26 protein-coding genes are annotated in these 26,630 nt (G+C 71.4%); 15 read left to right on the plus strand and 11 right to left on the minus strand.

Annotated elements, in window-relative coordinates; genetic code table 11:
- Positions 1-102: 102 nt before the first annotated feature.
- Positions 103-1,092, minus strand: a complete 990-nt coding sequence (locus ACWGIU_RS03500; protein ID WP_453701994.1) for an Acg family FMN-binding oxidoreductase — start codon at positions 1,090-1,092, stop codon at positions 103-105.
- A gap of 248 nt (positions 1,093-1,340) precedes the next feature.
- Positions 1,341-2,021: a CBS domain-containing protein gene (locus ACWGIU_RS03505; protein ID WP_453701995.1), complete on the minus strand. Its 681-nt coding sequence runs from the start codon at positions 2,019-2,021 to the stop codon at positions 1,341-1,343.
- 254 nt (positions 2,022-2,275) lie between these two features.
- Here ACWGIU_RS03505 and ACWGIU_RS03510 point away from each other — a divergent pair, with 254 nt between their 5' ends.
- Both ACWGIU_RS03510 and ACWGIU_RS03515 read left to right on the plus strand, forming a co-directional pair.
- The gene (locus ACWGIU_RS03510) at positions 2,276-3,175 is read left to right on the plus strand and encodes a universal stress protein (RefSeq protein WP_453701996.1); all 900 of its coding nucleotides are present in this window, start codon (positions 2,276-2,278) and stop codon (positions 3,173-3,175) included.
- A gap of 229 nt (positions 3,176-3,404) precedes the next feature.
- Positions 3,405-5,153, plus strand: coding sequence for a GAF domain-containing protein (locus ACWGIU_RS03515; protein WP_453701997.1), 1,749 nt, complete (start codon positions 3,405-3,407; stop codon positions 5,151-5,153).
- A gap of 16 nt (positions 5,154-5,169) precedes the next feature.
- On the opposite strand, the gene ACWGIU_RS03520 is transcribed toward ACWGIU_RS03515, so the two are convergent.
- Positions 5,170-5,886 (minus strand): response regulator, encoded by a 717-nt coding sequence (locus ACWGIU_RS03520; protein WP_453701998.1) that lies wholly within the window; start codon positions 5,884-5,886, stop codon positions 5,170-5,172.
- A gap of 247 nt (positions 5,887-6,133) precedes the next feature.
- Here ACWGIU_RS03520 and ACWGIU_RS03525 point away from each other — a divergent pair, with 247 nt between their 5' ends.
- The gene (locus tag ACWGIU_RS03525; RefSeq protein WP_453702000.1) at positions 6,134-8,041 is read left to right on the plus strand and encodes a PAS domain S-box protein; all 1,908 of its coding nucleotides are present in this window, start codon (positions 6,134-6,136) and stop codon (positions 8,039-8,041) included.
- A 29-nt stretch (positions 8,042-8,070) separates the two neighbouring features.
- Here the strand turns inward: ACWGIU_RS03525 and ACWGIU_RS03530 are convergent, their stop codons facing one another.
- Positions 8,071-10,431, minus strand: coding sequence for a phosphoketolase family protein (locus ACWGIU_RS03530; RefSeq protein WP_453702002.1), 2,361 nt, complete (start codon positions 10,429-10,431; stop codon positions 8,071-8,073).
- Positions 10,432-10,669: 238 nt separating this feature from the next.
- Between ACWGIU_RS03530 and ACWGIU_RS03535 the strand changes: the two genes are divergently transcribed.
- Positions 10,670-11,545, plus strand: coding sequence for a universal stress protein (locus ACWGIU_RS03535; RefSeq protein ID WP_453702004.1), 876 nt, complete (start codon positions 10,670-10,672; stop codon positions 11,543-11,545).
- Positions 11,546-11,627: 82 nt separating this feature from the next.
- Here the strand turns inward: ACWGIU_RS03535 and ACWGIU_RS03540 are convergent, their stop codons facing one another.
- Complete coding sequence (locus tag ACWGIU_RS03540) at positions 11,628-12,335, minus strand: response regulator (RefSeq protein ID WP_453702006.1); 708 nt, start codon at positions 12,333-12,335, stop codon at positions 11,628-11,630.
- A 260-nt stretch (positions 12,336-12,595) separates the two neighbouring features.
- Between ACWGIU_RS03540 and ACWGIU_RS03545 the strand changes: the two genes are divergently transcribed.
- Positions 12,596-12,922 carry an STAS domain-containing protein gene (locus ACWGIU_RS03545; protein ID WP_453702008.1) on the plus strand — a complete coding sequence of 109 codons (327 nt, stop codon included), beginning with the start codon at positions 12,596-12,598 and terminating at the stop codon, positions 12,920-12,922.
- Between the two features lie 127 nt (positions 12,923-13,049).
- The gene (locus ACWGIU_RS03550; RefSeq protein ID WP_453702010.1) at positions 13,050-13,553 is read left to right on the plus strand and encodes a pyridoxamine 5'-phosphate oxidase family protein; all 504 of its coding nucleotides are present in this window, start codon (positions 13,050-13,052) and stop codon (positions 13,551-13,553) included.
- A gap of 8 nt (positions 13,554-13,561) precedes the next feature.
- On the opposite strand, the gene ACWGIU_RS03555 is transcribed toward ACWGIU_RS03550, so the two are convergent.
- On the minus strand, positions 13,562-15,244 hold the full coding sequence (locus ACWGIU_RS03555) for a GAF domain-containing protein (protein ID WP_453702012.1): 1,683 nt from the start codon (positions 15,242-15,244) through the stop codon (positions 13,562-13,564).
- A gap of 363 nt (positions 15,245-15,607) precedes the next feature.
- Here ACWGIU_RS03555 and ACWGIU_RS03560 point away from each other — a divergent pair, with 363 nt between their 5' ends.
- Entirely contained in the window at positions 15,608-16,042 is a 435-nt protein-coding gene (locus ACWGIU_RS03560) for a hypothetical protein (RefSeq protein ID WP_453702013.1), read from the plus strand.
- 119 nt (positions 16,043-16,161) lie between these two features.
- On the opposite strand, the gene ACWGIU_RS03565 is transcribed toward ACWGIU_RS03560, so the two are convergent.
- Entirely contained in the window at positions 16,162-16,950 is a 789-nt protein-coding gene (locus tag ACWGIU_RS03565; RefSeq protein WP_453702015.1) for a GAF and ANTAR domain-containing protein, read from the minus strand.
- A complete protein-coding gene (locus ACWGIU_RS03570) occupies positions 16,943-17,710 on the minus strand; it encodes a GAF and ANTAR domain-containing protein (RefSeq protein WP_453702017.1) in 768 nt (255 codons plus the stop codon). Before ACWGIU_RS03570 ends, ACWGIU_RS03565 begins: the two co-directional genes overlap by 8 nt.
- Positions 17,711-18,702: 992 nt before the next feature.
- Here ACWGIU_RS03570 and ACWGIU_RS03575 point away from each other — a divergent pair.
- The 4 genes from ACWGIU_RS03575 (at position 18,703) to ACWGIU_RS03590 (ending at position 21,170) form a co-directional block, all read left to right on the plus strand.
- Positions 18,703-19,113, plus strand: coding sequence for a DUF5133 domain-containing protein (locus ACWGIU_RS03575; protein WP_453702019.1), 411 nt, complete (start codon positions 18,703-18,705; stop codon positions 19,111-19,113).
- 94 nt (positions 19,114-19,207) lie between these two features.
- Positions 19,208-19,621 (plus strand): SRPBCC family protein, encoded by a 414-nt coding sequence (locus tag ACWGIU_RS03580; RefSeq protein WP_453702020.1) that lies wholly within the window; start codon positions 19,208-19,210, stop codon positions 19,619-19,621.
- Between the two features lie 347 nt (positions 19,622-19,968).
- On the plus strand, positions 19,969-20,517 hold the full coding sequence (locus ACWGIU_RS03585) for a DUF5133 domain-containing protein (protein WP_453702022.1): 549 nt from the start codon (positions 19,969-19,971) through the stop codon (positions 20,515-20,517).
- A 368-nt stretch (positions 20,518-20,885) separates the two neighbouring features.
- Positions 20,886-21,170, plus strand: coding sequence for a transglycosylase family protein (locus ACWGIU_RS03590; protein ID WP_453702038.1), 285 nt, complete (start codon positions 20,886-20,888; stop codon positions 21,168-21,170).
- Positions 21,171-21,402: 232 nt separating this feature from the next.
- Here ACWGIU_RS03590 and ACWGIU_RS03595 read toward each other — a convergent pair whose 3' ends face one another.
- Complete coding sequence (locus tag ACWGIU_RS03595; protein ID WP_453702024.1) at positions 21,403-21,939, minus strand: winged helix-turn-helix transcriptional regulator; 537 nt, start codon at positions 21,937-21,939, stop codon at positions 21,403-21,405.
- A gap of 50 nt (positions 21,940-21,989) precedes the next feature.
- Between ACWGIU_RS03595 and ACWGIU_RS03600 the strand changes: the two genes are divergently transcribed.
- Complete coding sequence (locus ACWGIU_RS03600; RefSeq protein ID WP_453702026.1) at positions 21,990-22,349, plus strand: hypothetical protein; 360 nt, start codon at positions 21,990-21,992, stop codon at positions 22,347-22,349.
- Between the two features lie 124 nt (positions 22,350-22,473).
- Entirely contained in the window at positions 22,474-23,256 is a 783-nt protein-coding gene (locus ACWGIU_RS03605; protein WP_453702028.1) for a VOC family protein, read from the plus strand.
- 16 nt (positions 23,257-23,272) lie between these two features.
- Here the strand turns inward: ACWGIU_RS03605 and ACWGIU_RS03610 are convergent, their stop codons facing one another.
- Both ACWGIU_RS03610 and ACWGIU_RS03615 read right to left on the minus strand, forming a co-directional pair.
- A complete protein-coding gene (locus tag ACWGIU_RS03610) occupies positions 23,273-23,608 on the minus strand; it encodes a hypothetical protein (protein WP_453702030.1) in 336 nt (111 codons plus the stop codon).
- A 221-nt stretch (positions 23,609-23,829) separates the two neighbouring features.
- Positions 23,830-25,056 carry a PP2C family protein-serine/threonine phosphatase gene (locus ACWGIU_RS03615; protein WP_453702032.1) on the minus strand — a complete coding sequence of 409 codons (1,227 nt, stop codon included), beginning with the start codon at positions 25,054-25,056 and terminating at the stop codon, positions 23,830-23,832.
- A gap of 403 nt (positions 25,057-25,459) precedes the next feature.
- On the opposite strand from ACWGIU_RS03615, the gene ACWGIU_RS03620 reads away from it, so the two are divergent.
- Complete coding sequence (locus tag ACWGIU_RS03620) at positions 25,460-25,864, plus strand: ATP-binding protein (RefSeq protein ID WP_453702034.1); 405 nt, start codon at positions 25,460-25,462, stop codon at positions 25,862-25,864.
- A 120-nt stretch (positions 25,865-25,984) separates the two neighbouring features.
- Positions 25,985-26,630, plus strand: a 646-nt coding sequence (locus ACWGIU_RS03625; RefSeq protein ID WP_453702036.1) for an alcohol dehydrogenase catalytic domain-containing protein, incomplete at its 3' end; no start/stop codon positions are given.

The raw sequence follows: 26,630 nt of genomic DNA on the forward strand, positions 1-26,630 counted from the left end.
GGCGCCCCGTGACGGTGCGCCTGCGCCGGCCTTCCTGCACGCCCGCCGGATCGCGCAACCGGAGGGTGGCCGGCGACGTCGTGGGACGGCGGGCGCGCGGGCTCATCGGATGTCGAGCACGTCGGCCACCGGGCGCCTGGGGGTCGCCGGCCCCTCGGGGCCGTAGCCGAGCCGGATGACCATCTGGACATGGCTCATCGATGCGCCGGGATCGCGTACCGTCCAGCGCAGTTCGGGCCATTCGAGAGGCTGGGAGGTCATGGACGTGACCAGACCGTCGGCGGTCGCCTGGAGCAGAACCCGCTCAAGGGCCTGCCCGGCTCGCAGCCAGTCCTCGGGATGGTCACCGGACGTGCCCAGCAGGGCGAGATGCGGGCGCCGTTCGAAGGCGGCCCAGCCGCGGCCCGGGACGGGCTCCGAACGGCCGAAATCGCGTACGGCGGTTCCCCGGCCGGACTGTTTGGGGCCGAACGCGTAAGAGGGGATGCCGTCCGGACGCACCTGCTGGTCCGGGGTCCCGGCGTGCGTCCAGGCCTTCGTCTCCGCCCGCAGCAGGGGGTCCATCTCCTCGCGGTGCTCGGAGTCGTGGACCAGACCGAGGACGGTCTCGGCATGCCAGGCGTCCGGTACGGCGAGGCGACAGCCCTCCAGGAGAGCGGCGGAGCGCAGCCCGTCCAGCAACGCGGGCGGTATCTGCTCCTCGGAGAAGGGGAACCGGCTCGAATGGCGCCGCCGTACGACGGCGTGGAAGGCCGCCAGCGACCGGTCCGCCACTTCGGTCTTCCGCAGGCGCACCTCGGCCAGGAACCACGGATCGCCGCTGTCGGGCAACAGCTCCACCACCGGCTCCCAGCCGGCCCAGGTGGCCGACACCCGCAGGTTGAACAGCGCCGCGGCGCAGCCCAGATGGAGGGCGCGGTGATCGGGATCGGCGTGGGCCATGGCCCGGCCGGGGTCGCCGTGCAGTTCGACGACTCCGCTCCGCGGGTGGTGGACGAATTTCCAGGGCTGGGCGTTGTGCATGGACGGAGCCGCGACGGCGTCCGCGATCAGGGGAAGAATTTCCTTCGTTTCCGGGAGCGATGTGGTCATGGGACTTTCCTGACTGTGCGGTGGACCTCGGTCGCGGGCGACCACGCCGACCGGGGTGGTCACCTGGTGCGTCACGGCGTGCGCGATCGGTCTTTCCCTGCCTCCTCCAGCTTGGTACAGGGAGGGCGCCGCCGCCGAGGGGCCGACCGGCCCTCCGCGGGGTCCGATCGGCCCCGCCCGTGCCCGGTCCTTCGGGGCCGGGTCGCGGGTCGGGCGATGCGCCGCCCGGAGACTGTCCTCACCAGCGGTCACCAGGGCATGCCCTGCGTGGCGCGCTCGGGTGGTGCGAGCCGGGTGTCGTCGAAGCGGGCGGTCAGGCGGGCCGCGACCGCGACGACTCCGTCGAGCCGTTCGGTGAGGCGGGTCAGCACGGGGACCTGGCTCTGTCGTTCGAGCGTCCCTTCCAGGGTGACGATGCCGTCGACGACATGGATCTCGACCGCGGCGGCGCTCAGCCCCATGGTGTCCGTGAGGACGTCTTCGACCACACGGCGGCGTATCTCCGCGTCGGGCCGGAGGAAGAGTCTCAGCAGGTCGCGCCGTGTCACGATGCCGACGAGCCGGTCCTCCTCGTCCACGACGGGGAGCCGTTCCACACCGCGGCGGGACATCAGCCGGGCGGCCTCCGCGGCGGTCTCGTCGGCACGGACCGTCACGGCCGGCGCAGACATGACCTCACCGGCCGTGAACGCCGTCTCGGGCAGGGCAGCCCTCTCCACGGAATCCTGCTCGACCAGGGCTGCCGCGCCCTGCCGGTGCAGCAAGTCGCTCTCGGAGACGACGCCGATCACCCGGTCCTCGCCGTCGAGTACCGGCAGCCCGGTGATGTCGTGCTGCGCGAGCAGCTTCGCCACCTCCTTGAACGTCGTGCCCGAGACGGCGGAGACGACCTCGTCGGTCATCAGGTCTGCCACCTTGATCTGTTTCATCGGTACCTCCTGCCGCGTCCCGCGATCCGCGGATAGCTGTTTCCGGGCCCACGATGCGCCGGCCGACTCTGTGCCGGGCAGGGCCGAACGGGCCCCGGGAGGGGCCGGTCGGACCCACTGGCAGGAACGCTTTCGTGCAGGTGCCGTGACAGGGACCTTTGGTCCCACGACGGTCCTGAGTGGCCCTCCGCGAGCCGGGGGCGGTGGTGTCAGCGTAGGAGGTGACCCCGCGTGGCTCTGGGCGAGGAGGAACCATGAACAACAACGTCACCGGCTCGGAACTCGGCAGTGTCGTCGTCGGTGTCGACGGCTCGCAGCCCGCCCGGCGGGCGGCCCTGTGGGCGGCGGCCGAAGCCGATCGCCGAGAAAGCCCGCTCCACATCGTCTACGCGGCCGACACCGAAGGCCGGGACCTGTACGTCTCGGCGGACAGCATCGAACGCGGCCGTGGCGCCGGGCGTGAACTGCTCCACGAGACCGCCGCCACGGTCGCGCAGCTGCATCCGAACCTGCACGTGACCACCGAGTTCAGCCGCATCGCCCCCGTCCCCAGCCTGCACCGGTCTGCCGCCCGGCACGGCACGATCGTGGTCGGCAACCGGGGTCTGGGCGGGTTCAGCTCCCTGTTGCTCGGCTCCGTCGGGCTGAAGGTCGCCGCAGGGGCGAAGACACCCGTCGTCGTGGTCAGGGGAACCGACGACGCGACGACCGGTGTGGTGCTCGCCGCTGTCCGTGACGAGCGCGACCTGAACAGCGTCCGCCACGCGGCGCGCGAAGCCAGGATCCGCAAGTCCGAGCTGAGGCTCCTCCACGTGTGGAACGTCCTCGAGTCCGTCGGCAGCGTCGTGACCATGCTCGATGACGTCGAGGAGATGGCCGGTGAGCAGATGCGGCACCTGACCGCCGTGACGGACCGGATCCGTGACGAGTTCCCGGAACTGACCGTGGAAGCGGACGCGGAGAAGAGCGTCTCGGTGTCCGGAGTCCTCGTCGAGGCATCGCACCACGCCGACCTGCTGGTGATGGGCGGACGACGCTCGCACGACGCAATGGGCCCCACCCTCGGGTGGCACACCCACAGCCTCCTGCACCACGCCCATTGCCCCGTGCTGCTCATCCCGCGCACCGCTGCCCACAACGGGGGTGAGTCCTGACGGCCGCCGTGGAACGCCGCGACACCGTCGTCGGAATCGACCCGGTCAAGGAGTGGCACCTCCCCCTGGCCCGGGCAGCGGACGAGCCCGCCGGCGCAGGCTCGGACTACGGCTGCTCGTGGCTGTTCCGCCGCCGGTGCGCCGCGGCACCCGGGGCGGGGACGGCGGCTCCGGGCTACCGTGAGAACGGACGACGGGGTGCACCACCGGGGCACCGCTGGAGGTACGCATGGGCGGGGACGACCGCGCCGGGGCCGGGCCGAAGGCTCCGCGGCTGAAACTGGACGAACTGCTCGACGAGCTCCAGTTGCGCATCGATGAGGTGCGCGGCACGCGGGACCGGGTCAACGGGCTCCTCGAAGCCGTGATGTCCGTGGGCCGGGAACTCGACCTGCCCCAGGTTCTGCGGGGCATCGTCGAAGCCGCTGTGGTCCTGGTCGACGCGGAGTACGGCGCCCTCGGCGTCATCGGCGACGACCGGAAGCTCGCCCAGTTCCTCCCTGTCGGCATCAGCGACGACCTGCGCGCCCGAATCGGTGATCTGCCCTCCGGTCACGGCATCCTCGGAGAGCTGATCCGCCACCCGGAACCCCTGCGGCTCGCGGAGCTGTCCGAGCACTCCGCCTCGTACGGCTTTCCCGCGCACCACCCACCCATGCATTCCTTCCTCGGCGTCCCCATCCGGGTCCGCGAGGAAGTGTTCGGCAACCTGTACATGACCGAGAAACGCGGCGGCGGCGACTTCGACGAAGAGGACGAGACGGTCCTGTCCACGCTCGCGGTGGCGGCCGGCATCGCCATCGAGAACGCGCGTCTCTTCGAAGAGGTCCGCCTGAGGGAGCGCTGGCTGGCCGCCAGTTCCGAATTCACCAGCGAGCTGCTGTCCGGTTCGCCCGAGAGCCAGGTGCTGGAAGGCATGCTGGAGCGGGCCAGGGACATCACCGGATCCGACATCGGGGTGTTCTACCAGGTGGGCCCGGGCGGGGAGCTGCGTGGCTCACTGGCCTTGGGGCAAGGCGCCGAGACCCACCGCGGCATCGTGCTGCCGAGCAGCGAAGGGACCCTGGCCGCCGCCGCCCTGGGGGAGGAGAACGGGCTGGTCACCGTTGCCGACGCCGAAACCGACGACCGGATCACCGCGCAGGCGGAACGTTGGGCGGGCTTCGGCCCCGCCGTCGCCGTCACGGTCGGGACCAAGGAGAAGCTGGCCGGTGTTCTCATGCTGGCCAGGCGCCGGGGCCGCTCACCGTTCTCCACCGCAGAGGTGGCCGCGTTGCCCGGATTCGCCGGTCAGGCCGCGCTGGCCCTCGAACTGGCCGACCGGCGCAGGGATGCCGAGCAGATGAGCCTGCTGGAGGATCACGACCGCATCGCCCGCGACCTGCACGACCTGGCGATCCAGCGGCTCTTCGCAACGGGGATGACCCTGCAGAGTGCCCAGCGCTTCGTCGAGCACCCGGAGGCGGCTGAAGGGCTGGCCAGGGCGATCGACGACCTGGATGCCACCATCAAGATCATCCGGTCGACGATCTTCGGGCTCCGGGAGCGGGAGGTCCCCGGAGCGGCGCCGAAGCTCCGGCTCCGCGCCGTCCAGGCCGCCGACGCGGCCGCGACGGCCCTGGGCTTCGCGCCGGCCCTGCGGATGGAGGGCCTGATCGACACCGACGTGCCGCCGCCGGTCGCGGACGAGGTGCTGGCCGTGATCGGGGAGGCGCTCACCAACGTGGCCCGCCATGCCCGGGCCACCCGGGCAGAGGTGTCCATCGCGGCCGCCGCAGGCGTACTCACCGTGACGGTCGCCGACAACGGGATCGGTGTCGCGGAGGGCGCCGGGCGCAGCGGGCTGCGCAATCTCGCGGAGAGGGCCGAGCGGCTCGGCGGTGAACTGTCGGTGTCGGCGCGCGGACAGGGCGGTCAGGGGACGGAACTGGAGTGGCGGATCCCGTTGTCGGGATCCCTTTCCGAACCGCCCCGCTGAGCCGGCACGGCGGTTCTCAGCGGTGACCCTTCTTGTGCTCATGCTCATGCTCATGCTCGTGGACCTGGGCGGCGATGACGGCAGCCTGGACCCGGCGCTCCACGCCGAGCTTTCCAAGCAGCCGGGAGATGTGGTTCTTGACCGTCTTCTCGGACAGGTAGAGCCGCTTGGCGATCTGTGCGTTCGTGAGTCCCTCCCCGATCAGTTCGAGCACGGAACGCTCACGCTCGGAAAGGGCGGCCAGACGGGCGTCCTCGGGGGCCTTGGCCGTATCCGGGTCCCTCAGGGAGCGCATCAGACGGGCGGTCGTCGCCGGGTCCAGCATGGACTGCCCCGTCGCGACCGTCCGAACGGCGGAGACGAGGTCGGAGCCCTTGATCTGTTTGAGGACGTAGCCGGCCGCGCCCGCCATGATCGCGTCGAGCAGAGCTTCCTCGTCGTCGAAAGACGTCAGCATGAGGCAGGCCAGCTCCGGCATGCGCGAGCGCAGCTCGCGGCAGACGGTGATCCCGTCACCGTCGGGCAGCCGGACGTCGAGCACCGCGACGTCCGGGCGCAGCGCGGGCCCACGGGCGAGCGCCTGCTCCGCGCTGGAGGCCTCGCCGACGACCTCGATGCCCGGCTCCGCGTCCAGCAGGTCGTGCAGGCCGCGGCGTACGACCTCGTGGTCGTCCAGGAGGAAGACTCTGATGGGCGCCCCGGACGAGACAGAGGGTGCTGGTGCGTCGGACATGTACACCCCTGTGGTCGTTCCGCTCCGCGTATGTCTCGTTCGTACGCATTGTCTCAGGGCAGTCTCGGCCCCGCTGCGGCACGGGGGCTGCAGGAAAGGCGGCGGGCGCTTTTCGGGCCCTCCCAGGCGTTGCGGGCATGTTCACAGACGGTCAATTGACGACGGATCCCGGTCATTCCGGGGTGCGGTTTTCAGCCGCGTGGTCGGATGTTCCCTTCCGCTGGATCCGGCGAGTGCGAGGCGCAGCATGGCAGCGACGACCGAAGAGCCCTTCAGGGCTCTGCTGGAAGCGGCACCGGACGCGATGGTGATCGTGGACGACGCCGGGGTGATCCGCCTGGTCAATGCCCAGACCGAGGCGCTGTTCGGCTACCCCCGGGAGGAACTCCTGGGGCACCCCATCGATGTGCTGGTGCCCGAGCGGTTCCGTGGCCAGCATCCCCGCCACCGGCTGGGCTACGCGGCCAGCCGTCAGGTGCGCCCGATGGGGGCGGGGCTGGAGCTGTACGGCCTGCGCCGCGACGGGCGTGAGTTTCCCGTGGAGATCAGCCTGAGCCCGCTGGAGACCCCCGAGGGCCTGCTGATCTCGGCCGCCGTGCGGGACGTCAGCGAGCGCCGGGCCGCCGAGGAACGTTTCCGGGCCCTGCTGGAGGCGGCCCCCGACGCGATGGTGATCGTCGACGAGAGCGGCGTCATCCAGCTGGTCAACGCGCAGACCGAGGCGCTCTTCGGTTACGCCCGCGAGGATCTGCTGGGACGGCCCGTCGAGGTGCTCGTACCCCACCGGTTCCGCGGCCACCACTCCGACTACCGCGACGGCTACTTCGTCGACCGGCAGGTCAGACCCATGGGCGCGGGGCTGGAGCTGCACGGCCTGTGCCGCGACGGGCGCGAGTTCCCGGTCGAGATCAGCCTGAGCCCCCTGGAGACCCCGGACGGAACGCTCGTCTCCGCGGCCATCCGCGACGTCACGGAGCGCAAAGCCGCCGAGGAGATGCTCGCCCAGCTCTACGAGCAGCAGCGCCATGTCGCTCTCACCCTCCAGCGCAGCCTCATGGGCTCACCGCCGGACGTGCCGGGGATGCCGACGGCGAGCCGGTACTTCCCCGCCCGCCAGGGCGCAGGGGTGGGCGGGGACTGGTTCGACCTGATTCCGCTGGGTGGCGGCCGGGTCGGCGTGATGATCGGCGACGTGATGGGACGCGGGCTGGACGCCGCTGCCGTCATGGGGCAACTGCGGTCCGCCTCCCACGCGCTGGCGAAGACCGGGATGCCGCCCTGGCAGCTGATGCGTGCCCTTGACGCGGTGGTGAGTGAACTGCCGGACCAGTTCGTCACCTGCTGCTACCTCGTCGTGGACGCGGACGCGGCCGAGATCACGGTGTGCTCGGCCGGACACCTGCCGGTCCTGCTGGCCGCTCCCGGTGGCGAGGTGAGCCGGTTGCCGGTCGAGGTGAGCGTGCCGCTCGGGGTCGGCGAGGTACCCCACCACGAGAGCCGGCACGCGGTCGCGCCGGGCTCGGTGCTGGCTCTCTACACGGACGGGCTGGTGGAGACACCGGGCAGCGACATCGAAGAGCAGGTCGACGGGCTGGCCGGGGCGCTGGAGAAGGGCCTCGCGACGGCCGGATCCCTGGAGAAGGGCCTCGCGACGGCCGGATCCCTGGAGGCCGTGGCGGACCGGTTGCTGGCCGATCTGCTCCCGGACGCCGACGACAACCCGGACGATGTCACCCTGCTCCTCGTGCGCATCCCCGAGACCCCTGCCACCTCGCGGTCCGTCGTCCTGGACGCGGCCCCGAGCAGCGTGGCCGAGGGTCGGCGCTTCCTGCGTGCCACCCTGGCGGCGTGGGGCAGGGACGACGAGCAGCTGCGTGAGACGGCCTGTCTGCTGGCCTCCGAGCTCCTCTCCAACGCCGTCCGCCACGGCAGCGGGCCCCTCCGGCTCCGGCTGCGGCAGGCCGGTCGGGAACTGGGCGTGGAGGTCTGTGACGCAAGCCCGGTGCTTCCCCAGGCCCGCTTCGCCGCCCCGGACGCGGAATCGGGCCGAGGCCTGCTTCTCGTCGACTCCCTCGCCAAGTCCTGGGGCACGCTGCCGACAGCGGAGGGCAAGGCGGTCTGGTTCTCCCTGCGGTTGCCCTCCCCGCGTCGCTGACGGCGAGCGTGAGCCGTCGGCCGGGCCGATCAGTACGGCCAGGCCCAATCGGCGATCTCCGGCAGGTCCGTGCCGTGCTCGCGGATCCAGTCGTGGTGGCGGATGCGCCGGTCGGCCATGGCCTGGCGCAGCCCCTCGGCCCGGCCCCCGAGGCCGGGGACGCGGTCGATGACGTCCATGACGAGCCGGTAGCGGTCCATGTCGTTGCGCACCACCATGTCGAAGGGGGTGGTCGTCGTACCAGACTCCTTGTACCCGCGCACATGCAGGTTCGGGTGGCCGGTGCGGCGGTAGGCGAGGCGGTGGATGAGCCACGGATAGCCGTGGTACGCGAAGATCACCGGCCGGTCGGTGGTGAAGAGCGCGTCGTACTCGGTGTCCGTCAAGCCGTGCGGATGTTCCTCGTGAGGCATCAGACGGGCGATGTCGACGACGTTGACGACCCGGACGGCCAGCGAGGGGAGGTGTTCGCGCAGCAGGGCCGCGGCGGCCAGCACCTCCATGGTGGGCACGTCGCCGGCGCAGGCGAGCACGACGTCCGGTTCGCGGGAGCCGTGGTCGGTGCCCGCCCATTCCCACACGCCGGCGCCACGCGTCACGTGGGTGCGGGCCTCGTCCAGCGGCAGCCAGTCGAAGCAGGGCTGCTTTCCGGCGACGATGACGTTGACCTGGTCGCGGCTGCGCAGGGCGTGATCGGCCACGGCGAGCAGGGTGTTGGCGTCCGGCGGCAGGTAGACCCGTACGACTTCGGGGCTCTTGTTGAGGACGTGGTCGACGAAGCCGGGGTCCTGGTGGGAGAAGCCGTTGTTGTCCTGGCGCCAGACGTGTGAGGTGAGCAGGTAGTTGAGGGAGGCGATCGGCGCGCGCCAGGCCAGTTCGCGCGAGGTCTTCAACCACTTGATGTGCTGGCCGACCATGGAGTCGACGATGTGCGCGAAGGCCTCGTACGTGGAGAAGACCCCGTGGCGGCCGGTCAGGAGGTATCCCTCCAGCCAGCCCTGGCAGACGTGTTCGGAAAGGATCTCCATGACCCGGCCGTCCCGGGACAGGTTCCGGTCCGTGGCCTCCGTGATGGCCTGCCAGGCCTTTCCGGTGGCCTCGTACAGGTCGTCGAGGCGGTTGGAGGCGGTCTCGTCGGGTCCGACGACCCGGAAGTCCCGCCGCTCGGCGGTGTCCTGCATGATCCGGGTGAGGAAGTGCCCCAGGACGCGGGTCGGTTCGTGGAGGGTGCCGCCCGGCTTGTCGACGGGGACGGCGTAGGCGTCGAGCGGCGGCATCGGCAGCGGCCGCAGCAGCCGGCCGCCGTTCGCGTACGGGACGGCGCCCAGGCGGCGATCACCCTCGGGGACACGGGCGAGGACCTGCGGGGTGGGGCGTCCGTCGGCGTCGAAGAATTCCTCCGGCCGGTACGAGCGCAGCCAGTCCTCCAGCTGCCTCAGGTGCTCGGGGCTCTCGCGCACCCCGGCGAGCGGCACCTGATGGGCCCGCCAGGTGCCCTCGACGGGGTCGCCGTCGACGGTTGCCGGGCCGGTCCACCCTTTGGGAGTGCGCAGGACGATCATCGGCCAGCGGGGGTATTCCCGGCCGGGGTCGGTGCCGCCGGTCCGGGCCTCACGCTGAATGAGCGCGATGCGGTCCAGGGCGTGCTCCATCGTCCGGGCCATGGCCTGGTGGACGAGGGCGGGGTCGCTGCCCGTGACGTAAAGGGGCTCGTGGCCGTAGCCGCGCAGCAGGGCGTCGAGCTCCGCCTCGGGGATCCTGGACAGCACCGTCGGGTTCGCGATCTTGTAGCCGTTCAGGTGGAGGATCGGCAGTACGGCGCCGTCGTGGACCGGGTCGAGGAACTTGTTCGCGTGCCAGGACGCGGCCAGCGGGCCCGTCTCCGCCTCGCCGTCGCCGATCACGCAGGCGACCAGCAGCCCCGGGTGGTCGAAGGCGGCCCCGTAGGCGTGGGACAGGGCGTACCCGAGCTCGCCGCCCTCATGGATGGATCCCGGTGTTTCCGGTGCCACATGGCTCGGCACGCCGCCCGGGAACGAGAACTGCCGGAACAGCGTGCCCATGCCCGCGGCGTCCCGCGTGATGCCGGGGTAGGTCTCGGTGTAGGTGCCCTCCAGCCAGGAGTTGGCGAGGACGGCGGGGCCGCCATGGCCGGGTCCCCAGACGCACAGGGCGTCGAGGGACCGCTCCTTGATCACGTGGTTCAGGTGGGTGTGCACGAGATTGAGGCCGGGGGAGGTGCCCCAGTGGCCGAGAAGCCGCGGTTTGATGTGCTCCGGACGTAGGGGTTCGAGCAGCAGCGGGTTGTCCATGAGGTAGATCTGGCCGACTGCCAGGTAGTTGGCTGCGCGCCAGTGGGCGTCGAGCTCCGAGAGGGGATACGCGGTCATGTCCGCTCCTCCGTGCGGCGGTCCGGGACGTTCGTCGACTGAGCCGATGCCGACACTCTGCCCTCGCCCCGTTCCCGTCGCGAGGGGAGGACCGGCCCTCGGGAAGGGACTGTCGGCCCCTGTGTGGGACGGACCGTCGCGGCCAAGGTGGTGTCAGCGGCGCCGGCACCCCCGGCCGGTGCCGCTCCCCCTGACGGCCGACCCCGATGCCTCGCGCATCAGTACGGAGGACAGACCTGTGAAGCGCACCCTCGTCGTCGGAGTGGACGGATCCCCGGAAAGCCGGGCCGCGGCCGACTGGGCCGCATGCGAAGCCGTACGGCGTGACCTGCCCCTGCATGTCGTCCACGCCTGGCTGTGGCAGCCGCTCGCCGTCCCGATCGTCCAGGACCGCAGCACCGAAGCGCGTCGCGCCGAGGACATCCTGGGGGAGGCCGAGGGCGAGCTCACCCACCGGTACCCGGGGCTCACCGTCACCGCCGAAATCCTCTCCGACGCCGCGGTGCCGGCGCTGCTGCACGCCGCCAAGGGAGCCGAGCTGCTCGTTCTCGGCACTCGCGGGCACAGCGCTCTGGCCGGCTTCCTGCTCGGCTCCTACGGCCAGCAGGTGATCGCTGCCGTCGAGTGCCCCGTGGTGTCGGTCCGCTCCGCGCACGGCAGGCCGGTGGCCGTGCCGGAGGAGGGCGAGGTCGTCGTGGGCCAGCAGGGCGGCGTGGAGGAATCCGCCGAGGTACTGCGCGTCGCCTTCGAGGCGGCCGCCTCACGCAAGGTCACGCTCCGCGCGGTCCGCGCCTGGAGCCTGCCCCCGGTCTACGGTTACAGCCCGGGCTCGATGTGGATCGCCGACCAGTTCGGCGGTCTGGAGCCGTACGAGAAGGCCGCGCTGGAGCAGGCGCTGGAGCCGTGGCGGCTGAGGTACCCCGAGGTCGACGTCGTCGCGCACGTGGAGCGGGGCAGCGCCGGGCAGGTCCTGTTGAGCGCGGCGTCGGACGCGCAGCTCCTCGTCGTCGGCCGCCGGGCGCGCGAGTCGTCGATAGGAATGCGCATCGGATCCGTGGCCCATGCGGTCCTGCACCATGCGGCCTGCCCGGTCGCCGTGGTCCCGCACTCCTGACCGTCCCGGGGTGGGGGAGCGGAGGGGCGGGGTGCGCGACTGTACGGTGCGCCCTGCCCCCTCCCACCCGCCGCGGCACCCTTCACTCGGCGGACGGGACCGGGCGCCGGTTCGGAGGGGTCAGAGCATGACTGGCGATGACGGCGGCCTGCACCCGACGCTCCACACCCAGCTTGACGAACAGGCGCGAGATGATGTTCTTCACCGTCTTCTCCGCGAGGTACATCCGCTTGCCGATCTCCCGGTTGGTGAGCCCCTCGCTGACCATGACGAGGATCTCCTTCTCCCGGTCGGTGAAGCCCGGCAGACCGGGGACCTGATCCTCCTGGGGGACGTCGCCGCGCATCCGGGCCATGAGCCGGGTCGTGGCTCCGGGATCGAGCATGGACTGCCCGGACGCCACCGTCCGGACGGCGGTGACCAGGTCGGTGCCGGAGATCTGCTTCAGCACATATCCGGAGGCCCCCGCCATCACGGCGTCCAGCAGTGCCTCCTCGTCGTCGAACGACGTGAGCATCAGGCAGGCCAGCTCGGGCATCCGGGAGCGCAGCTCACGGCACACGCTCACGCCGTCGCCGTCCTGGAGCCGCACGTCCAGCACCGCCACCTGGGGGCGCAGCGCGGGAATGCGGATCAGCGCCTGTTCCGCCGTACCCGCCTCACCGACCACGGTCAGGTCGGGCTCGGCGTCCAGCAGGTCGTGCACTCCGCGGCGCACGACTTCGTGATCGTCGAGCAGGAAGACCGTGATCGGCGTCTTCGTAGGGGGGAGGGCACCGCTGTCGGTCATGACGCAACTCCTTCGCCGGGTCCGTCCTGGGCGCACGAACTTCAGCATCCTGCCTCCCGGGCGGGCAGAACGGACAGGGCCGATCGGCCCTCATCCGTCCGTGCCCGGCGCGCCTGGGACCCGGTCGGCCCTGCGAAGAGGGACCTTCGGCCCTGCCCGGAGGGCCTGCCGGACCTACCGGGTGCACGCGCCACCGGATGAACTGAAGGGGCACCGGGACGGCGCGACTCGACGGAGCCGCACGCAGCGCGGAGGATCCCATGACGACCGCCTTGATCGACCTGAGGACCATGACGCGTGATGACCGCGGTCTGGGAGTCACCCTGTCCGGCGAGCTCGACTTCTTCACGGTGGAGCAGGTGGAGCCGTGCCTCCACGAACTCGCACGGGCCGGCCACCGGAACCTCATTCTGGACCTGTGCGGCCTCTCCTTCTGCGACAGCGCCGGAATCGACCTCTTCCTCCGTCTGAACCGTCGCTGTCGTGCTTCGGGAACGCGGCTCCTCCTCTGCGATGTGCCGCCCCCGGTGGTCAAATCCATGCGGGTGCTCGGTGCCGACAGACATCTTCGGCTCGTCGTCGCGTGATCGCGACGTCGTCCGAATCGGAGCCCTGAGGGGACCGTTCGGCCCTGGCTCCCTCACCGGAGGGGGAGGGAGGCTGGTGAATCGAAAGCGGCAAGGACCGATCGGGTACTCGACGAAGGTGCGCATCATGGACCAGGATGGCACGCGACGCGCCGACGGCCGAGTGCGTGAGACGACGCCTGCCCGGCGCATGCGGGAGCTGGACAGGGCCGAGGCGCTCCGGCTGGTGGCGACGGTGTCCCTGGGACGCATCGTCTTCACGCAGCACGCGTTGCCCGCCGTCCGTCCGGTCAACCACCTCGTCGAGGACGGGGACATCATCATCCGCATCCACGACGACGGTGCGCTCGCCTCCCTCGTGGCACCCGCCGACGTTCCCGGCGTGGTGGTCGCCTACGAAGCCGATGTCATCGACCCCGACACGCACCTCGGGTGGAGCGTGGTCGTCACGGGGTACGCGAGCCCGGTGGCCGATTCCGGCGAGGTGGACCGCTATGCGGAACTTCTGCGCCCCTGGGTGGCACAGCCCATGGCCGGCGCTCTGCGGATCCGCCCCGATCTCGTCACCGGATTCAGGCTGGAGGCAGAGGCGCCGCGGCGGCCCGCGCCGGCCGCCCGGGACGCGCCGTGACCGGGGCGTCAGCTCCCGGTGGGCAACGGCGCCCGCCAGATGAGCCTGCTGCCTCCCTCGTCGGGCGCATCGACGGTGAAGGTCCCGCCCAGGCCCTCGGCTCGTTCCGCGAGGTTGAGCAGGCCGCTTCTGCGGCCCTGCACGGGAATGCCCCTGCCGTTGTCCGAGACGGTGAGCGTGATCTCGCCCTGCCCGGCCTTGAGGGTCACGCCGACCCGGGTCGCCTGTGCGTGGCGGGCGGCGTTGCTCAGGAGTTCGCCGAGCACCGCCATGACGTGGTCGGCGATCTGCGGCGGTACGTCGGTATCGAGCAGGCCCTCCATGCTCAGGCGCGGCGGATGTCCGAGGGTTGTGGCGGCGTCGCCGACGGCACGGGCGGCGCGAGCCCGCAGGCCGGGGCCGCTCTCGCGGTCCTTCGTGCGGAGTCCGAAGATCGTCGAGCGGATGATTTTGATTGTCTCGTCCAGGTCGTCGACCGCACGGCCGACCCGTTCCGCAGCCCCCTCGTGTTCGACGAGGCGGGCGGCACTCTGCAGGGTCATGCCGGTGGCGAAGAGCCGCTGGATGGCGAGATCGTGCAGGTCGCGGGCGATCCGGTCACGTTCCTCCAGCAGAGCGATCTGTTCGGCGTCCCGGCGCCGCTCGGCCAGCTCCAACGCGAGTGCCGCCTGACCCGCGAAGGCGACGAGCGGCTCCAGTTCTCCTTCACCGAACGCCGGTTCCCCCACCGGGCGAGCGAGCAGCAGAACACCCCTGCTCGCTCCGGCAGCAGTCCCCAGCGGCACCGCCACGGCAGGCCCCAGTCCGTCCTGCACCTGGACATCGGCCGGATACCGGTCATCATCGCAGGCGTGCAGGGACGCGACGGACCGGCCGGTCCGGTGTGCCGCTCCCGAGAGCGTCCCGGCGAACGGGACGACGAGCCCCTGCCGGGCTTCGCTGTCAGCGCCGGCCGCGAACTCCACGACCAGGCCGTCGATCCCTGCCACCGGCATGGAGATGTCCGCGAGGCGGGCCGCGGTGATCTCCTGCGCACGGCGGGCGATGAGCTGCAGCACCGCCGGGCGCGAACTGCCTGACAGCAGGCTCTCGGTGATCTCCGCGTTTGCCCTGAGCCAGCGCTGCTGGCGCTGTGAGCCCTCGTACAGTCGCGCGTTGTCGATCGCCACGCCCGCCGCCACGGAGAGGGTGGAGATGACCGTCTCGTCCTCGGTGTCGAAGTCGATCCCGCCGCGCTTGTCGGTGAGGTAGAGGTTGCCGAACACCTCGTCGCGGACCCGGATCGGCACACCGAGGAAGGTGCGCATGGGCGGGTGGTGAGCCGGAAAGCCGTAGGAGGAGGAGTGCGCGCCGAGATCGGTCAGGCGCAGGGGTTCGGGGTGATGGATGACCTCCCCGAGCAGGCCGTGGCCGGCCGGCAGCGGGCCGATCTCCGCGATCTCCTTCTCGGTGAGCCCCACGGTCAGGAACTGCGACAGGGTGCGGCCGTCGGGGCCGATGACGCCCAGCGCGCCGTACTCGGCGTCGACCAGCAGGGCGGCTGCCTCCACGATCCGACGGAGCACCTGGGCGAGATCCAGCTCCCGCCCCACCGACACGACCGCCTCCAGCAGGCTGTGGACCCGGTCCCGGGTGCCGCGCACCGCGTCGATGCGCACCTGGAGTTCGTCCAGCAGCTCGTCCAGCCGCATCCGCGGCACCTGCGACAACGAATCCCCCACACTCACGCGATTCCCCTCCGAATGTCCGCCCCGTCGGGGCTCAGGGTATCGACACGCCCCGGCTCGCAGGCGCCCTCCGCTCCGGGCAGGCCGAATCGCGGCGACCCCGGCTCGCCGCCTGATCCGCCCTCCCAGCAATCGCGGCGGAGACCTCGCCCCTGCAGAGGCCGCCGGCAGGGCGTGCGGTACCGCACGCTCCGCGACGGCGCGCGGGAACAGCGGTGCGACGGGATGCGGTGCCCCCGTCGGCTCCCGGAGAGCGGCGACGCCCGTTTGACACGGTCCGAGGGCGTGCCAGGGTGGTAGGTGGGGGTCGATGTTGGGAGGTTCCGCATGGCTTCCTGTTCGGCGTGGGGTCCCGCTGCGAGGCAATTGCCGCTGAGGCTGACGGCAGGGACGTTCTTCTTGAATTCCGCCCTGTCGAAGCTCCGCGCGGACGAGGCGACTGCTGAGGGACTGCAGCAGTTCGCTGCGACCACCTACCCGTTCCTGGGCAAGCAGGACGCCCAGAAGTTCGTCCGGCTGCTCTCGGCCGGCGAGTTCGCCATCGCCGCTGCGCTGCTCGTGCCGGTCGTCCCTGCCGCTGTCGCCGGGGCTGCGCTGACCGCCTTCTCCGTCGGCACGCTAGGACTCTACCTGCGGACGCCGGGGATGCGTGAAGAAGGCAGCCTGCGTCCCACACAGCAGGGAATCGCTCTGGCCAAGGACGTGTGGCTGCTGGGCATCGGTGGCTCCCTCATCGCGGACGGCGTGAACGGTCACCAGTGACACGGATCGATGACCCCTGTCCGTCGCCGTCGCCGTATCCCTGGACATCTGAGCCCTCACCGACGTACCCGTGACGGTGGGGCGTTACGGTCCGGCCGTCCCTCTCGCGCCGGTGGGCGTCACGAGAGCTCGCCCAGCAGGGCTCCGGGCATGATGCGGCGTCGGACGACATCGGCGGCGATCTCGGTGGGGCGCTGGTGGTGACGCTCGGCGAAGGCGGTGAGGTGCCGGGCCGCCTGGGCCGGGGTGATGTCGGCGGTCGCGGCGATCATCCCGGTCGCGGTGTCGAAGACGGCCTTCCCGGAGAGGACGGCCTGGGTTCGGGTGGCGATGTCCTCGGCTCGGAGACTGTCCTGCTTCCAGGTCATCAGTGCGGTGGTGGTGACATCGGCGAGGGCGCGCAGCAGGTGTGTCTCGGCCTCGCCGAGCCGGGTGGGCCGCTGTGCGAGGAGGTTGAGGGCACCGATGGTCTCGCTCCGGGCGATCAGGGGCACCGCGTGGGCGCTCCGATAGCCGGCGGTGAGGGCGAGGGGGACGAAATCGGGCCACCGGTCCCGGTCGGCTTCGAGGTCGCCGGCGTGTACGGGGATGCCCCGGCTGAACGCGTCGATGCAGGGACCCTGCCGGATCTGGGCCTGCCACATCTCGGTGAGTTCGACCGTGTGCTCGGTGGCGGTGGTGGGGCGCAGGCGCCCGCGGGAGTTGACGAGCATGACGCCCGCGGCGTCGATGCCGGTCAGGGCGACGCTGTGCCGGGTGAGCCGGCCGAGGAGGACGAGGCCGTCCACTTCGTCGGCGAGGGTGTCACTGAGCGCTACGAACGCTTCGGTGAGCTGTCGCTCGCGGGTGTTCATGCCGGTTTCACCGCTTCCCTCCTCCGGCCCGCGGGTGGGGGCGGGCTTAGTCATGGAACGTGATCCTCCCGGCGATGACGTCGAACGCCGCCTCCGTCACGGTCTGTCCGTGGGAGAAGGCGTAGGCCCTCAGGCGGGCCAGTGCGTGGTGGGGGTCGACTCCCAGATGCACCATGATCATTCCGGTGGCCTGGTGGACCTCTTCGTGGTCCGTCTCCGCCTCGTCCAGCCAGGACGCTCCGAGGCCGTTTCCGGAATCCTGCGCCTGGAGGGCGAGCAGGGCCGTCGTGATCGCGTCGGCGGCGAGGAACGCGAAGGAGCGGTCGCTCTTGGAGAGGGCGCCGGTCCGGTCGCGGTACAGGTCGAGGGTGCCGATGGCGACGGCGCTGTGGTGCAGCGGCAGTGAGAACACCGCCCGCACGCCCAGTTCGACGGCCTGCTGGGCGAAAACGGGCCAGCGGACGGCATCCGGCCCACGGGTGAGGTCGGCGGCCAGGACAGGGGCGAGGTGGGTGAGCGCGGTGACGCAGGGCCCGTCGCCCAGGGTGTACTGGGCTTCGGCGAGGCGGCCGGCCACTTCGTCGCTCGACCACCACAAGGTGCGGATGTCGGGATCCTCACCGGACAGCGACACCGATGCTCCGGTCACGTCCATCAGGTCAACGCAGGCCCGGCACAGGGCAGCGGGCACATCGTGGCCGGCAACGCCGTCGACCGCACCGCTGAACAGGCTGTGCAGCCTGCCCTTCTCCCCGTCCTGCGGGAGCGGACCGCCGCCCCCGGAAGGTACGTCGTCGGGGTGGACAGGATCCACGGCGCTTCACCTCCTGTGGCAGCCCGTTCCCCCATTTTCCTCCATCGCGCACAGCACGTGCGCCATTGACCGGGTGACTGTCGGCCGTGCCGGGGCGGTCAGCTGCCGCGGCACGGGGGATCCGTCCTGTGTGCGAGACGGATTCCCGTGGCCCGTTGCACGATCACCCGCGCCGCGAGCGTGTGGGGCAACGAGCGCTCCTCCTCGCACCGCGGAATGTGGACGAGGCGGACGGGCGGACGTCCCGGGGCGTCATCGCGCTCGATTCGCACCAGGGAAACCGAGCGCCTCGCGGCCCAGGCCTTCACGACCGGCAGGACGTCGGTCGCATCGGCGGCCGCTACGTGGCCCAGATCCAGGACGAGACACGTGACGCCGGGCGGGAGCAGAGCGAGGGCCGGGGCGAGTCGGCTACGGCATTCCACGGCCCGGCCGGTGCGGGGGCCGGGACACAGGGTCAGTACGGCGTAGGCACCCAGGAATTGGGTCCGGGCAAGACAGGAGGTCACGGGGCTTCCCCACCTAGGGGGCGGCAGCCTTGAACAGCAGACCCGCAAGGGCCTTGGTCCGGGTGTACGGCGGGCGCCGTGCACATGTCCGGCGCGTTAAGGCCGCGAGGGGAGCCCGTCCGGCAGGCGGGGGCGCCGAAGCCTCGATACGACGGAACCAGGCTGGTCCATCCCTCCCACCATCCCACGGCTCGGGCCGGGCGAACCGGTGGCCGTCCCACGGAAATTCCGGAGCGCGGAACCGCCACGGGCACGGCGTGCCGCAGGTACCGGCGCGTGCCTCGCGGGAATACCTTCCGTAAGCGTCTCGTCACGTCACGCCCCGGGACCACCCCCGCCTCTCGCCCTGGACGAAGGGATCCCACGTGTCTCCAGCCGGTGACCGTCCTCCGCGCCCGACCGTCGCCGCTGGCATCGCTTCGGACACACCCGCCGGGCCCCCGGCCGGAGCCCCGACGACCTCCCCGGCGGTTGGGCATGCTGATGGCCGCGACACCGTGCGGGGTCCGTGACGCGCACCGGATCCTCGCGGCGGCCGCGGACCTCGTGCGCACGACCCCCGACGCCGTGGCGGCGGCCGTGGTCGGGGGCTCCTGCGGCACTCCGGTGCCCGTACACGTGGAGCGGGCCGTGCGCCGGGCGATGGAGGCGGCTCGTACCTCCGGACGGCCGGCGTGGCCGCTCGTCGGGCTCCTGCCGACCAGGACCAGGGTCGAGGAGGCCCTGACGCGGATGCGGGGCTGCCGGGCCAGCCTCGGGGTCACGCCGGGGGATCCCGCGGCGCTGCGCGCCATGGATGACGTCTCCTGCACCCTGTGCGTGCTGATGGGGCGGCCGACCGTGCACGAGGCCGTCCTCGCGGCCGAGGCCCACCTCGCCCGGCCTGCGCCGTAGCGGCGCCGCTGTGCCGTGGCGTGTGCGTGACGGCGACCGGGGCGGGCAGACGCCGGTACGGACGATGCCGAACGAACGAGAGGTGTGCGATCCCATGACCGAGTACGAGCGGTCCCGTACGATGCCCGCCCTGCCGGAGCACGTCTTCGACCAGGCGTCCAACGTCGGGCAGATGGACCAGTGGCTCCCTCGCGAACTGCATGTGCAGGCCGACACGCTGCCGGCTGTGCGCGTGCGTGAGGACGGCGCCGAGGGCGACAAGGCGGCCGTTCTGCGCGCCAGGGCGGACCAGATGCGGCTCGAATGGGGGAGCCGCGAGAACGGCGGGTACACCGGGTGGCTGCAGGTGGCCGGCCATGACGGGGGTCCCGCCGAGGTGACGGTGCACCTTTCCTTCCTCACCGGGGAGACCGATCCCGGGGAACGGGCGGCGAACGAAGCCCTCGACAGCAGTCTCGCCCGCCTGGAGGAGCAGGTGCGTCTGCGCGTCGACGGCGCGGCGGGCTGACCGCAGAAGTCGAAGATGGACAAGTCCGAACCCAAGCGCGCTCTCGGCCACTGAATCCCGGCCGGACCCGAGCGCCGGACCTGAGCACGGCCCATCCGACGGCCCATCCGACGGCGCGTCCGACGACGCGCCGTACGTGTACCCGAGTCCGGTCAGGCCGGCCGCCCCGACCCGGGCACGGTGGACGAGGGGCCCGGACGCGAGGCCGTACGAGGCGTCAACCGGGAGCCCGCGACGGAGCCGGATCGGGCGATCGAGGCCATGGGAACGGCGTGTTCGCCCGTCGGCATCGTTTCCGCCTGCTACACAGCAGGACTCCATGAACACCGATGCGAAGGAGCGGACGGATGGAACAACCGGTACAGCAGGGCCGGACGTCCGTGGCGCCTCCCGTGCGGGCGGGCGGACCGTCCGGAGCTCAGGAGGCCCGGGGCGCCGTTGCCGGGGCCTCGGGTGTGCTCATGGCCCTTGTCCCCTGTACCGCGTCCAGGGCCCGCCGGATCCTGGCAGAGGTGGCCGTGGCCGCGGGAATCGGCCTCCACGAGACGGCCGAAGCCGTTCTGGCCGCGCGCATCGGTGACCCCGTCCCGGCCGCCTTCGAGGACGCACTGCGCCGTTGCCTCGCCCGGGCCCGGACCCTGCCGGATGTTCCGCCCGGTTCCTGGTCGCCGCCACACCCGGACGACCTGCGTCGGCACGTGAACCACCTGCGTGCCGCCCGCCGCCGCGCGCTGGCGGCTCCCGACGACGCCGGCATGCGCGGCCAGCTGGAGGAGGCCGCGTACGCCCTCTGCGTCGTGATGGGCCAGCCCAGCGCCCACGGCGCGCTGCTGGCGGCGGAGGAGATGATCGCCGTCAACCGGCTGGAACCGGCGATGCTGCCGCAACACGGCTGACCGCCTGCTCCGGTCGCCCGGGTGGACGGAGTCACGGTCACGGGCCGCATGCCGTCGCTGCGGGGTACGAGGACGTGCGCGTCCGGACGCCGGTCGTCGAGTGCGCTTGACCGCTGCCACTGGTTCTGGAGGCAGTGGCGTCCGTTCGGGTGGCGTCACTCCTTCGCCGACGGCAAGTGCCGCTGAAGGTACGCAGCGCCGTGCTGTGCTGTGGCAGCGACCCGAAGGAGGTCGTGCGCGGGCCCACCCGCTGTTCGTGGCAGGCCCGCCCCAACAGCGAAGGAGGACTGATGTCGAGCCAACGCAAGGACCGGTGCAGCCGGAGCGCGATCGGCCAACTGCTCGCCCCTGTCGTTTTGTTGACTGTGATGCTGCTGAATGCGTCCGGGGCTGACGCCGCTGTGGTGCACTCCAAACAGAACCGCGACTGGGACTCCATCGCACGGTGTGAATCCGGCGGTAACTGGCGGGCGAACACCGGCAACGGCCATTACGGCGGACTGCAGTTCACCCAGTCGAGCTGGAGAGCGGCAGGAGGCCGCAAGTACGCACCACGCGCGGACCTCGCCACGAAGGCGCAGCAGATCGCGACGGCGGAGAGACTCGCCAAGATCCAGGGCATGGGGGCTTGGACCTGCGCACGTCGCCGCTGAAAGAAGCCCGCGGAACCAGCGCCCGAGCCTGAAGACGGCGGTCGGGGGCGGGCCTTGGGCCGCCCTCACCGGTGCCGGCCTCCACCGTCACCTCGGGCGCACCCGCCGCCTCGGGGGGACTGGGGCGTGGCGGCCTTCCCGGAGGCGAAACCGGCCTCCTCGGTCTGTTCACCGGGCCGCCCTGCGGTCTCGGATTCGACGGCGCGGACCGCCTCGACCGCGTATGAGCGTGTCAGAGCGGCCCCACCCAGCCGTGCCGGACGGCGTAACCACCGAACTGCATCCGGGTTCGTACTCCGGCCATGTCCGTGAGGTGGCGCAGGCGTCGGTGCAGCGTCCGCGGTGACAGACCGAGTTGTGCCGCGGCCGTCTGGTCGGTCAGGCCGGCCAGGAGGAGCGCGAGGATCCTCCGGTCGAGATCGGCCGGGCCCGTCGCACCGAGCTCGACGGCGGCTTCGGCCTCCCCACCGGTGCCCGAGAGTTCGAGCGGGTGGGCGGTGCGCCACACCGTCTCGAACAGTGCGTCCAACGCGTCCAACAGGCCGCTGCGGTGCAGCAGTACGGCCCCGGGCTCTCCGTCCGGCGTGCCCGTGAGCGGGACGAGGCCGAGGTCGGCGTCGGCCAGCACGAGTTTCATCGGCAGCTCGTCGGCGACACGCAGTTGCACGCCCTTGCGCAGTGAATCGATCGCATCGTCGATGATGCCCGGCTCTGCCGGCACGGCCCGGTCCAATACCGCCCGGAAGTGCACACCGCGGCCGATGGCCACCCGGTCCTGCCGTGTTCTCGTCGGGCGACAGAGCGACGAACGGAGCGGTGATGAAGCTTCGGACCTGCGTGCGGGCCGCCTGCTGCACCTGGAGGAAGCGGTGGCGGATCGCGTCGACACCCGTGACGACCTCGATCAGATCGCTGATGCTGTTCCCGGTCATCGCCGCCCGGTGTTCCTCGGCGAAGGTCACCCAGTGCGTGCTCGGCCATGCGCAGCCCGTCCCGGCGCTGGCTGATGAGCGCGCCGAGCGCCATGGCCGGCGGCGCCGCGGTGAACTGCTCGTCCGCCGACCTGGTCGCCAGTCCCCACTCGACGAGGCGGGACAGTGCCTTGTCGACGTGGGCCCGGGACAGCCCCAGCGAACCCGGCTCCACGTCTTGGGGAGTACGGCGACCCGAGGCGGGTAGGTGCTGGGCCTCGCTCCTGGACCGCTCCCTCGCGCGGTGTTCGGGACGAGGGCAGGTCGTGCGTCGAGGCGGGCAGAACGATGACCGTATTCCTTGTACGGCCCGGCAACGGGAGGTGGTGACCATGGCCCTCGTGGCGGCGCGGACCCGCGGTGCCCCGTGCTGGTTGAGCCTGATGGCGCGCGACCTGGAGGCTGCCGAGGCCTTCTACGGAACGGTGCTCGGCTGGACGTTCAGGCCCGGTGGTCTCCGGGACGGGTTCTCGGTGGCGGAGCTGGGCGGCGTGCCCGTCGCGGGCCTCGGGGCGATCGCCGGCGAACTGGCCGTCCCGGTGGCCTGGACGGCGTATTTTTCGGTGGAGGACGCCGACGACGCGGTCGCACGGCTACGGGAACGAGGGGGCACGGTGGGTGTCGGCCCCGTGTCCTACGGATCCGGCAGGGCAGCCCTGGTGGCGGACCGCGACGGCGCCGGGTTCGGCCTGTGGGAGGGGCCTGTGCTGTCCGGGTGGAGCGTCGGCGGCGGGCGGGCCCCCGCCTGGCTGGAGCTGCTCACCCGCGACGCGTTCGACGCGGCCCTGTTCTACGGGCCGGTGCTGGAGTGGGGCGAGGACGTTCCCGGGTACTGCGCGGCTTCCTACGAGGACGATCGGGTGGTGCTGCGCAGCGCCGGTGAAGCGGTCGCCAGGCTGAACAGCGGGCCCGTCGAGGCGGCTGCCGAGCAGTCCCACGACCGTCCCCGGTGGCTGGTCCACTTCAAGGTCGCCGACCTGGACGGCGCACGGGAGCGCGCCCTCGCACAGGGGGCGACACAGGTGCCCGGCCCGGCCGATACCGGCCGGCCCTCGCAGGTCGCACTGCGGGATCCGCAGGGAGCCCTGTTCACCCTGGACCGGGCAACGGAATGACAGCCGCGCGGCGGCGTCAGTGCTCCGGGCCGTCGGGATGCCTGGCGCACCACCGGAGTACCAGGGCCACCAGGAGACCCGACGTCATCGCGTAGCTGACGGCGAAAGCCGCGATCAGGGGCGGAGCCGACGTGGCCGCGGCCGGCACGAGCAGCGCCAAGGACAGGAACACGGCGCACCACAATGCGGCAGGAAGACTCCAGGACCCAGCCCCGGCCCCCCGCCGTTTCCCGTGAGCGGGGACGAGGCCGTACTCGGAAGAGAGCACGCGGAACCACGGGTCGTCGCGCAGAGCGGTTTCGATGCCGGCGAGTTCCTTCTTCTCCTCGTGGGAGAGCCTCCGCCCGGACATGACGAGACTCCCTTCCGACGGCTGCGGAGGGGGCCCTTCGCCCCGGGCCAGGCCCGCCCATGCCGTACGAGCAGCCGCCTGGGCCCTGAGCCGTCGCGGTCGGTATGCGCCTTCCTCGGAGAGGATCGCTCCTTGCGCCTGCCCTGCCTCACGCACATCTAACACGGACGGCCCGGTCGGGCGATCGCGCTTCCGGCCGGAGCACCCCCGGGCCGGCCCGGTCAGTGCGTCCGGGGGAAGGGGTGCCATTCGATGAGCAAGATCGTCGCGTCGTCGCGCAGGTGGTGCTGGTGGTGGATGAGCAGGTTGACGAGGCGGCGCAGTGCTTCGGGGGCGTTGTCTCCCGAGGCGGTGGAGCGGATGACGGTGTCGGCGAGGCGTTCCTCGCCGAAGAGGTCGCCTTCGGGGGAGCGCGCTTCGGTGATGCCGTCGCTGTACATCAGAACGCGGTCGCCGGGCTGGAGCCGCACGTGTTCCTGTGCCGGTGGAACCGGGGTGTGGAAGCCGAAGCCGAGGGGGAGATGGGGCGGGCGTTCGAGGGCGTTCTGCAGCACGTGGCCGTCGCGGATGAGGAGCGGCGGCGGATGGCCGCAATTGATCCAGGTGAAGTCCCCCTGAGCGGTGTCGAGTTCGGCGATGACGGCGGTCATGAGCCGGTCCGGGATCCACTGGGCCAGCGTGCGGTCGATGGCGGAGACGATGTCGGGGAGGTCGCCGCCCGAGCGGCGGGTGGAGCGGCACGCGGCCAGAGCGGCGCCGCTGGCGCCCCCGGAAGCGAGGTCGTGACCCATCGCGTCGACCAGCGTCAGGTGAAGGACCCCGTCGATGAAGCAGTGGTCGAAGGCGTCGCCCCCGATGTCGTACGCGGGCTCCAGCACGGCAGAGGAAGTGGCCAGGGCGGTGCCGATGGTCCGGGGCGGCAGGAACGCCCACAGCAGTTCCGCCTGGAGGGTCATCGGCCGCACCCGCTGCCCCCGGACGAGCGGGTCGTGGTGGGTGAATTTCGACACCACCAAGAGGGTCGCCAGGCTCGCCAGCGCACGGCCCGCCTCCAGCAGTCCGGAGTCGGGGCCGGAGTCGGGGCCGGAGGTGAGGGTCTGCATGACCCCGATCCGCTCGATGCCGTCGACCATGGGGAACCAGGTCGTGTCCCCGCCGCGCGTCGACTGCACTTCCTGGGTGCGGTAGGCCAGACCGGCGAGGGAGCCGTCGACGTCGAGACCTCTGCGTTCCTCCGCCGTGAGGTCGGGCCGGGGCAGCGGGAGCAACCGCCGCTGTTGCAGGTCGGCCAGGTAGAGACGGGTCCGCGAGATCCCGAGCCGACGGGCGGCCTCACCGATCACACCGGGCAGCTCCAGTGCGGAGGCACCGTGGGAGCGCTCGAGCACCCACGCCAGGACGGGTCCCAGGCCTTGCGGCACCGCCGGGACGGTCTCCTCCGCGCTCACTGCTGCGCCGCTTCCGCAGCGTCACGAGCCATCACAACACGCCTCGATTCTCCCCGCCGGCCCCTGCTCCATGGTCGTCCTTGCCCGCTGCGAAGGCGACCGGCACGACGGGAGCCGGATCCGGCTGGTGGGTGCTTGGAGACAGCGCGACGCTGCGTCCGGCGTGCCCCGGGAAGGAACAGCTCGGCGGGTCACGGTGCCGTCCAGCCCGATACGACGCGTTGCGGAGGGAGTCTCGTGATCGCGAACGCTGAGCAGAACGAGTGACGTGAACGCCCGCGCCCGTCACGGCCCGGTATTCGCCTGCGGGGGTGACTGGGCCGGGCCGCAGGGGGCAGGGGCACTACGGAGGGCGTCACACCCGGTACGCCCCTGGACTCGTCGTGGCTTTCGGAGCCGATCCATGCCCCTCCTTCCGATCCTGCACCTGGAGCTGAACGGTCCGGGTGCCGCGGCCGCTGCCAGGAGCGCAGCCCGCGGCTTCCTGGAACCGTCGGAGGCGGGCGACCGCGCGTTCACGGCCGTCGCACGCGACACGGCCCTGCTGGTGATCAGCGAGCTGGTCACCAACGCCGTCCGTCACACGTCCGGCGGCTGCGTGCTGGAAATGCACAGGACACCCGACGGCGGCCTGGACGTCGACGTCAGCGACACCAGCAGTGCCGATCCCCGGCTACGGGACCCCGGTCAGCAGGGGGAAGGCGGATGGGGCTGGCACCTCGTCAACCGACTCGGCACAGAGGTCGATGTGCGGCATACGGGAGGGCAAGGCGGCAAGACCATCCACGTCCATCTGGACCGCACTTAGGCGTTCTCGCAGATCAGCGGGCCTCGTATGTGATCCGGAGGCCGTGCTCCCGGTGCGTGCGAGTACCAGGACGGGGTAGACGGAAAGGTCCGGAATGCGGACCCGACATGAGGAGGCGTAATGAAAGCCGTGACTTGGCAGGGCCGCCGCAACGTGACGGTGGAGACCGTTCCGGATCCGCAGATCATCGATCCCACGGACGCTGTGATCAAGGTGACGACAACCGGGCTGTGCGGCTCCGACCTGCACCTTTACGAAGTGCTGGGGCCGTTCCTGGACGCGGGGGACATCCTGGGGCACGAGCCGATGGGCGTGGTCGCCGAGGTCGGGCCCGAGGTACGGGAGCTGAAGGTCGGCGACCGGGTCGTCGTACCGTTCAACGTGTCCTGCGGGACCTGCTTCATGTGTGAGCGGGGGCTCCACTCGCAGTGCGAGACGACCCAAGTCCATGAACACGGCAGTGGCGCGAGCCTGTTCGGATACACCAAGCTCTACGGGCAGGTGCCCGGCGGGCAGGCCGAGTATCTGCGCGTCCCCTTCGCCGACACCCTCCCGATCCCCGTTCCCGAGGGGCCGCCCGACGACCGCTTCGTGTTCCTGTCGGACGTGCTGCCGACCGCCTGGCAGGCCGTCGCCTACGCCGATATCCCGGCCGGCGGCAGCGTGGCCGTCCTGGGCCTCGGACCCATCGGTGACATGTGCACCCGCATCGCCGCTCACCGCGGGGCCGGCCAGGTGATCGGTATCGACCTCGTCCCCGCACGCC

The organism is Streptomyces sp. NPDC054840 (assembly GCF_053611065.1).